The sequence below is a fragment of the Alteromonas sp. ALT199 genome, from assembly GCF_018619335.1.
Lineage (GTDB): Bacteria > Pseudomonadota > Gammaproteobacteria > Enterobacterales > Alteromonadaceae > Alteromonas.
On sequence record NZ_JAHHDX010000037.1, the window covers coordinates 1 to 1293 of the forward strand.

Below are 1293 nucleotides of genomic sequence, written 5' to 3' on the forward strand. Positions count from 1 at the left end.
ATCCTGGTAGATTAATTTGCTTTAAAATACCTAAGACGATTTCATATTGAGCGGTACTATCAATCTTTAATTCGACCCATTCAATCGAATCAAAGCCACCTTCTCTGAAATGATAAAACCAATCACCATCCCATGGAGATAAATACCCAGTAGTCAGATCTTTAGTCCGCCACTGTGGAGAGGATGCTTTAAGTTCGTACATTTCTGAGCGCAACTCTTCCCATTTAGTGTTATTCATTACACTGAGCATCGGTTTTCCTTGGGCACATAACACCCCACTAAGGGGCGGTAATACATGGGCTAAAATTAGGAACGAAGTGACGCAGCCCATGTGTTAGCGTCCCAGCGAGCAGCGCGAGCGCCTTTAGTGTTTTGTTAGGTAACGTTGCCACTCGAAGAAAGACTAAACATACCAAATACCAGCAAAGACAAACAAATGAAAACGGATAGGTTCTTTATACCTTTTTTCTTATGTTGATTGCCAGATTCAGTAAGCGCCCCTTGAATGACTAAAGAGTTTAAAAAGTTGAATTTGATAAACCTATTTTCGGACGCGCCATCTTTTTGGTTTTTCGAGGCCAATAGAAGGTAATAGATGCCTCTGAATAAACAAACAAACGAGATTGGAAATGCCACACAGAACACAAGAATGCTTAAAATTACAGATGTGTTGTGTATGTTCATACCGGTACCTAACGCCCAACTTTGGGGCACAAATACATGGGCTATAATTAGGAACGAAGTGACGTGGCCCATGTGTTTGTGTCCCAGCGAACGTAGTGAGTGCCAACAGTTGTTTGTTAGGCCTTTGGCTCACCTTTTTTACCCAATGCTAGTGGATTTTTGATAAAGCCAAATATAAGCAATCCGGCTAATACTATACTTTTAGCAACTTCAATACTAAAAGAAATGGGATTACTATCGTAACTAATAGTACCCAAGCGCCTTGCGTAAGTTGTCCCTTGCATAAATACTTCATGGAGATCGGAGGCAGGCAAATAAAACAAAATGATGCACCAAACTCGAATTATGAAATGAATAATTTTGGAGTCTGTTTTCGTTAAAATATTAGGCACCTTTTTCACTGGGTTTTTTGCTGATTTTTGTACGTTTGTGGCTTCGGGATTACCTACACCTCTTTCAGCTAGTTCTGATTGTATTTCAGCAAATCTTTCAGGAAATTGGAGTTTATCAACTGACTCTCTTGCTTCATTAAGTTCGGCTACTGAGTAACTTGAATAATCTGGCTTTAAATCTGACATAGTTAACTGAGGCCTAACTTTTAAATAAGGG

General features: G+C 39.5%; 2 protein-coding genes and 1 pseudogene. All 3 read right to left on the minus strand.

What is annotated here, in order from left to right:
- Positions 1-250: DUF6678 family protein (locus KL866_RS03975; protein ID WP_409173976.1), on the minus strand; the 250-nt coding region annotated here is incomplete at its 3' end.
- 125 nt (positions 251-375) lie between these two features.
- A complete protein-coding gene (locus tag KL866_RS03980) occupies positions 376-684 on the minus strand; it encodes a hypothetical protein (RefSeq protein ID WP_214993535.1) in 309 nt (102 codons plus the stop codon).
- 116 nt (positions 685-800) lie between these two features.
- Positions 801-1293: pseudogene (locus KL866_RS03985) on the minus strand (hypothetical protein); the annotation flags it as partial.